The sequence below is a fragment of the Microbacterium festucae genome, assembly GCF_025421715.1.
Classification (GTDB): domain Bacteria; phylum Actinomycetota; class Actinomycetes; order Actinomycetales; family Microbacteriaceae; genus Microbacterium; species Microbacterium festucae.
This window is the reverse complement of record NZ_JAOEFC010000001.1, coordinates 1379000-1385566: the sequence shown is the minus strand read 5'-3', so window position 1 is coordinate 1385566 and position 6567 is coordinate 1379000. Positions and strand designations below refer to the sequence as shown.

Here is a 6567-nt window from a genome sequence, read left to right as displayed (position 1 = left end):
GTCGCCCACGACCGGGCGGGTCTGGCTCTACTCGGTGATGGCACCCGAGAAGTTCAGGCCGAAGCCGAACTTCCAGTCGTTGCCGGCGTCGTCGACGTAGGTCTCCACGTCCTCGCCGACGTCCTCCTGCTGCGCCTCGACGGCGTTCATGTCGACCGGGAACCCGATCGGCAGGCGACCGTGCGGCTCGTGGGCGCCGGAGGCGACCGTGAGCGTGGCCTGGTCGCTGACGCCGAAGCCGACGAGCACGACGTTCGACTTCGACTCGAACTCGGCCGGGACGACCGGGTTGTTCGCCTTGACGATCGTGATCACGGGGATGTCGCCGCCGGCGGCCTCGACGGCCGCGACCGCACGGTTGAAGGCATCGATGTCGGCCGCGTTCGAGATGCGCGAGGTGTTGCCGAAGTACGAGCGGTTCTCCTTGGTGCCGTCGGCGAGAGTGTCGCCGCCGATGGAGGTGGTGCGCACGTTCTCACCGTCGGCCGTGTAGGGGGCCCACTGCAGCGAGAAGGGGTACCACTGACCGTTCTCGGCGTCGAGACCCGCAGCCGAGAACGGGTTGCCGTTGTTCGGCGAGCGCAGGCCGACGAGCACCGCGTCGACTCCCGAGAGGCCGGGCGCGGTCATCGAGGTGACCTTGCCGTCCGCGTCGTACTCGACCGTGTCGGTGAGCACCGTGCCGAAGATGCCCTCGGCCGCTTCGATGCTCAGGCTCGCGCCCTCGCTGTACTCGGGCGGGCCGAACAGACCCGGCGAGCCGACGTCGAACGTGTGCGGGATGTACACGGTCTTGTCCGACCAGTCGGCGTCCTCCGCCACGGTGCCGTCATTCTTCAGCATGACGACGGAGTCGAGCTGCGCGGCGAGACCGGCCTCGACGTTCGCTTCGCTGCCGACGATCTCCTTCGAGCGCTCCAGATCGACGAACGGGCTGTCGAAGAGCCCCGGGGCGAAGTAGGCCGTGAGGATCCGCGCGCCCGACTCGGCCCAGCGGGTGTCGGCATCCACCTCGACCTCACCAGCCTCGAAGCGCTCGTTCCACAGGTCGTAGGCCTCGAGGATGTGCGTCGCGTCGTTCACGCCGCCGAACATGTCGACGCCGTTGCGCAGCACGGTGAAGTAGCGCTCGACGGGAGCCATGTCCTCGGCGCCCCACGCGGTGGCGATGAAGGCTTCGGGGTCCTTCGAGCCGGTCATGACACCCCAGTCGGTGACGATCGCACCGGTGAAGCCGACCTCGTCGCGGATGTACGACAGGGCCTCGCTGTTGTAGGCCGTGCCGACCGCCTCGTCACCCAGCAGCGGGGTGCCGTCGGCACCCAGCACGATCGAGTAGTTGGTCATCATGCCCAGCGAGTCCTTCGCCGCGGCGAACACCGAGGCGTGCTCGTCGAGGTTGTCGCCCGGGAAGACCGCGTACTTGCCGGCGTTGGTGTGCGACTCACGGCCACCCTCGCCCGCGCCGTCTCCGGGCGCGTGCTTGATGGTGGTGGGCACGGAGTCGATCCCCCAGCCGATGTTCTTGCCGTCCGCGTCGTAAGTGCTCTGGAAGCCGGAGACGTACGCGGCCGCGAGCTCCTGCGCGAGGTCGGCGTTCTCGCCGAGCGTGCCCGACACGCGCAGCCAGCGCGGCTCGGTGGCGAGGTCGATCTGCGGGCTCAGGGCGTTGGAGATGCCGAGCGCGCGGTACTCCTGCGAGGCGACGCGGCCGAACTCCTCGACCGTCTCGGCCGAGAACGTCGACGCGAGGCCGAGCACCGACGGCCACAGCGAGACGCCGGTCGCCTCACCCGTGTAGGTGGAGCCCGACTGGGCCTCGGAGCGGGGGTCGGAGGAGAAGTTGGCGGGGACGTAGGGGCGATCCTTGTCGGCGAGGGTCTCGACGTAGGCCTGCATGGCGTTGACCCAGGTGACGTTCTCCTCGACGTCGGAGCCGCCGGCGTTCAGGACGTTGCGAAGGTTCGATTCGTCGAGGTAGGTCTTCTGCGCGTCGGTCAGACCGTCGGCGGGGGACCGCTCGTGAGAGCTGAAGAGCATCAGACCGGAGATCTGCTCGGCGCTGAGGGTCTCGGCGTAGGCCGCAGCACGCTCCGCTGCCTCGACGCGCCAGTCTTCGAAGGTGTCGAGCTCACCGTCACCGTCGAGGTCCTTGAAGGCGAGGGTGTCGTTCCCGTCCTTCACCTCGAGCAGCTCGATCGGGCCGTCGGCGGAGTAGGACAGGGTCTTCCCGCCCTTCGGGTTCTCGACGACCACGAAGTCCGTGGTGCCGTCCGAGACGTCGCGGGTCGTGTACTTGGATGCTTCCTCGGTGCCGCCGGTGCATCCGGCGAGAGTGATCGCGAGACCGAAGCCGGTCAGTACCGCGATTCCCTTCTTTGGCAGGGCCTTCATTGGCCTATCCCTTTCGTCATCGACAGACATCCGCACGCGCCTTGCGTGAGGATGCTGGCCCCGCCTCTGGGGCCGTAGCGTCGACCATCGCGACTGTGCGATCGTCCGGCGGGCCGGGCGGGTTCGTGCAGGGGGACGGTTGGTGCTGGATCGAGATTTCCACGGGGGTCGAGGGCCTCATGGGGCGGGCGCACGATCGGTCGTTTCGGTCACGTGTTCTGTCGTCGCGGGCCCGGAAAGCCCCGTTTCCGTGTCCTTTTCGTGACCGTTCGGGCGGGTCTGGAAACCGGCGTCAACGGCGAACGGCCGCCCTCCGAAGAGGGCGGCCGTGGGTGCCGGCAGGGGGCGGGGGTCAGGTCACGGTGACCAGCAGTCGCTGCCAGCCGCTGGAGCCGTCGGGGAAGATCGGGGCGCGCTCCTCGATCTGCAGCTCGCCGTTCTTGTTCACCGCGCGCACCGCGATGTAGTGGGTGCCGGCGGTGGCCTCCCAGGGCAGCATCCACTGCACCCAGGTGTTGTCGTTGATGGGGTTCGACAGCGTCGCCGGCTGCCACTCCCCCTCGTCGATGCTCACCTCGACGCGGTCGATGCCCACCGTCTGGGCCCATGCCATGCCGGCGATGGCCACGGTGCCGGCCGCGACCGGGGCGCCGGTGCGGGGGGTGTCGATGCGCGACGAGAACTTGATGGGCGCCTCGGCGCTGTAGCCGCGCGGCGTCCAGTACGCCTCGTCGTCGGCGAACGTGGTGACCTTCAGCTCGGTGAGCCACTTGGTGGCCGAGACGTACCCGTAGAGCCCGGGCACCACCATGCGCACCGGGAAGCCGTGCTCGGGGGGCAGCGCCTCGCCGTTCATGCCGACCGCGATGATGGCATCGAGGCCGGGGTCGGTGAGCGAGGCCAACGGCGTGGATGCGGTGTACCCGTCGACGCTGCGCGAGAGCACCATGTCGGCACCGGCCTGCGGTCCCGCCTGGGCGATCAGGTCGCGCACGGGCAGGCCGAGCCAGATCGCGTTGCCGACCAGGCCCCCGCCGACCTCGTTGGAGACGCAGGTGAGAGTGATGGCGTACTCGTCCAAGCCCATGCCGAGCAGGTCGTCGAGGGTGAACTCCATCCGCTGATCGACCATGCCGTCGATCACGAGACGCCAGGATGCCGGGTCGACGGCGGGCACCACCAGCGCCGTGTCGACGCGGTAGAAGTCCTTGTTGGGGGTGACCAGCGGCGCGAGCCCCTCGACGTCGAACTCGGCGCCGTCCGGCACCGCGACCTTGGTGCGAGGGGCCGGGAGGCGCAGCTCGTTGCGCAGCGCCTCGGCGGAGGTGGTGGCCGCGCTCACCAGTCGCGCGCCGACGCCCACGAGCACCGCGGAGACGCCGATGACGGTGGTGGTGCGCAGGAAGGCGCGTCGATCGACGGCCACCTTCGGACGGGGTGCGGCGGGATTCTCGGGCACAGCCGGAGCAGCGACGGCGTGACCATCCGCCTCGCCGCTCACGGCCGACCCCGCCCAGGCTCGCAACCGGGCGGTCAGGAGGAGCAGCACCAGAGCCCCCACGAGGGTGCCGACCGTCGTCGGCACCCAGGCCAGGCCCGAGGCGCCCGACCGGGTGACGGTCGCCAGGGTGGCGAGCACCCCGGCGATGACGACGACGACCACCCCGAGGGGGCGCAGCCGGTACTGCAGGATGCCGGCGACAGCGGCGGCGATCAGCACGGCGATGCCGAGACCGATCAGCAGCACCGGCTTGTCGTAGACGCCGAAGGTGGTGATCGCGAACTCTTTGAGGGGGCGCGGCACGATGTCGATGACGAACCCGCCGACGGCGATGATGGGCCCGCTGCCGCGCGTGAACAGCAGCGACAACAGCTCGGCGGTGGCCAGGAACGCCGCCGCCGACACGATGCCCACCAGGGCGCTCCACAGCCAGCGGCTCGGCGTGCGCCGCGCGGTTCGTGCACTCATCGGTCGTCTCCTCGGTCGGCGGGGACCCGGGCGCCTGCGACGGCGCGAGCGTTCCCGCACCGGTAGTTCGGCCCCGACGGCGGAACGGATTGGACCGGATGCACGCTCGGATGCGGGATCGGATGCGGCACCGGGCATCGCCCCGACGCCGAGCGGCCCGCACGCTCTCGCGCACGGGCCGCCGGCATCCGGGTCTCACCCCAGGCGACGGGCGCTGAGCCAGCGCACCATCTCGGGGTCGCGGTGGTCGAAGAACTGCGACCCGCCCTCGTCGAGCGTGGCGATCTGCGCCATGTCGTCGTCTGAGAGCTCGAAGTCGAACACGTCGAGGTTCTGGGCCATCCGCTCCGGGCTGACCGTCTTCGGGATGACGACGACCTGGCGCTGGATCATCCACCGCAGCACGACCTGCGCGACCGACTTGCCGTGCGTGCGGCCGATGCCGGCGAGCAGCTCGTTCGTGAACAGACCGTTCTTGCCCTCGGCGAAGGGACCCCACGATTCGATCTGCACGCCCTCGGCGGCGAGGATGCGCTGGTCTTCGGCGCGCTGGTGGAACGGGTTGGTCTCGATCTGGTTCACTGCCGGAGCGATCTCGTTGTTGAGGATGAGGTCGATGATGCGGTCGGCGGGGAAGTTCGAGACGCCGATCGCCCGGGCGCGCCCGTCGCGGTTGATCTGCTCCATCGCGCGCCACTGGCCGTAGTAGTCGCCGAACGGCTGGTGGATCAGGTAGAGATCGACGTGGTCGAGACCCAGCTTGCGCAGCGAGTCGTCGAAGGCGCGGGCGGTGTTCTGCTCGGCGGGGGCGTCCTGCACCCACAGCTTGGTGGTGATGAACAGCTCGTCGCGCGGGATGCCCGACGCCGCGATCGCCGCGCCCACGGCCTCTTCGTTGCCGTAGGCGGCGGCCGTGTCGAGCGAGCGGTAGCCGGCGGCCAGCGCTGCGGTCACCGCGGCCTCGGTCTCTTCCGGACCGACCTGGTAGACGCCGAAGCCGAGGATCGGCATCTCGATGCCGTTGTTGAGTGTGACGGTGTGCATGCTGCCAGTCCACCCCGGTCGCCTCCCACCGACAAGGCCCCGTCGTTCCAGGTACTGGCAGACCCCCTCCCGGCCGGGTGCCGGCGGCAAGGGTCCGGGCGCCTCGGCATCCTCGGCCAGAATGGACGCGTGGAGAGCATCGCGTGGAGCAGCGGACAGTGGACGAACGAGCCGGAGGGCGCGGTCGAGGCGGGCACGGCGCTCGAGGTGACGGCGCGCGAGGGCAGTGACGCCTGGCGCGTGACCTCGTACGGCTTCGTGCACGACACCGAGCACGCACTGCTCGCTGACTTCCCCGACGGCTCGGCGATGGAGGTCGAGTTCGTCGCCGACTTCTCGGCGCAGTTCGATCAGGCGGGCATCTTCATCCGCGTGTCGTCGGAGCGCTGGGTGAAGGCCGGCATCGAGTACTCCGACGGCGAGGCGCAGCTGGGCGCCGTGGTCACCGACGGGATGTCGGACTGGTCACTGGCGCCGGTGCCCGACTGGGCCGGCGGGCCGGTGACGGTGCGCGCCAGCCGCAGCGGCGACGCCGTGACGGTGCGCGCGCGCCGCGGCGACGGGCCGATGCGACTCGTGCGGGTGCTGCCGTTTCCGGTCGGCGTGGCCGCGCAGGCGGGGCCGCTGGTGTGCGCGCCGACGCGGTCGGGCCTCACTGTGCGGGTCACCCGGTGGTCGCGCGGCGACGCCGACGGCGCCCTGCACGACTGAGGCGACGACGGCCGCACCGCCCGGAGGCGATACGGCCGTCTCGGCATCCGTCGAGCGGATGCCGCGAGCACGAGGTGTCAGCTGCGCGACGAGCTGCGACGCGAGACGGCGACGTAGATGCCGAGCACGATGATGGCGCCGATGATCGAGCCGATGATGCCCGAGGCCTGCAGGAAGCCGCCGGCCGGGTCGTTGCCGAAGATCAGGAAGCCGAGGAAGCCGCCGACGAACGAGCCGACGATGCCGAGGACGATGGTCATCAGGATGCCCATGCTCTGCTTGCCGGGGATGATGGCGCGTGCGATGAAGCCGGCGATGAGGCCGATGAGGATGAGGCCGAGGATGGTCCACAACATGTGAGTGTCCTAACTGGTCAGATGCGCCGGAGGGTGGTCGGCGCAACACGCGAGGTGCGGCCTCACCGTAACAGCGCCGGGGCCCGTGTGACC

Annotated in this window: 5 protein-coding genes; 1 reads left to right on the top strand and 4 read right to left on the bottom strand. The window is 70.0% G+C overall.

Annotation, left to right across the window (positions count from 1 at the left end; genetic code table 11):
• Positions 1–27: 27 nt before the first annotated feature.
• The 3 genes from N3K63_RS06160 to N3K63_RS06150 all read right to left on the bottom strand — a co-directional run bounded on the left by N3K63_RS06160 (position 28) and on the right by N3K63_RS06150 (position 5407).
• Positions 28–2394 (bottom strand): glycoside hydrolase family 3 N-terminal domain-containing protein, encoded by a 2367-nt coding sequence (locus N3K63_RS06160; protein ID WP_261579134.1) that lies wholly within the window; start codon positions 2392–2394, stop codon positions 28–30.
• A gap of 352 nt (positions 2395–2746) precedes the next feature.
• Complete coding sequence (locus N3K63_RS06155; protein WP_261579133.1) at positions 2747–4363, bottom strand: molybdopterin-dependent oxidoreductase; 1617 nt, start codon at positions 4361–4363, stop codon at positions 2747–2749.
• A 195-nt stretch (positions 4364–4558) separates the two neighbouring features.
• Positions 4559–5407 (bottom strand): aldo/keto reductase, encoded by an 849-nt coding sequence (locus tag N3K63_RS06150; protein WP_261579132.1) that lies wholly within the window; start codon positions 5405–5407, stop codon positions 4559–4561.
• A gap of 129 nt (positions 5408–5536) precedes the next feature.
• Between N3K63_RS06150 and N3K63_RS06145 the strand changes: the two genes are divergently transcribed.
• Complete coding sequence (locus N3K63_RS06145) at positions 5537–6118, top strand: DUF1349 domain-containing protein (RefSeq protein ID WP_390895088.1); 582 nt, start codon at positions 5537–5539, stop codon at positions 6116–6118.
• Between the two features lie 77 nt (positions 6119–6195).
• On the opposite strand, the gene N3K63_RS06140 is transcribed toward N3K63_RS06145, so the two are convergent.
• Positions 6196–6474 (bottom strand): GlsB/YeaQ/YmgE family stress response membrane protein, encoded by a 279-nt coding sequence (locus tag N3K63_RS06140; protein WP_261579130.1) that lies wholly within the window; start codon positions 6472–6474, stop codon positions 6196–6198.
• Between the last annotated feature and the right edge of the window lie 93 nt (positions 6475–6567).

What these genes read in the sequence shown, in the direction of transcription:
- N3K63_RS06150 (WP_261579132.1), bottom strand. Translation starts at nt 5,407, where the DNA reads ATGCACACCGTCACACTCAACAACGGCATCGAGATGCCGATCCTCGGC.
- N3K63_RS06155 (WP_261579133.1), bottom strand. Translation starts at nt 4,363, where the DNA reads ATGAGTGCACGAACCGCGCGGCGCACGCCGAGCCGCTGGCTGTGGAGC.
- N3K63_RS06160 (WP_261579134.1), bottom strand. Translation starts at nt 2,394, where the DNA reads ATGAAGGCCCTGCCAAAGAAGGGAATCGCGGTACTGACCGGCTTCGGT.
- N3K63_RS06140 (WP_261579130.1), bottom strand. Translation starts at nt 6,474, where the DNA reads ATGTTGTGGACCATCCTCGGCCTCATCCTCATCGGCCTCATCGCCGGC.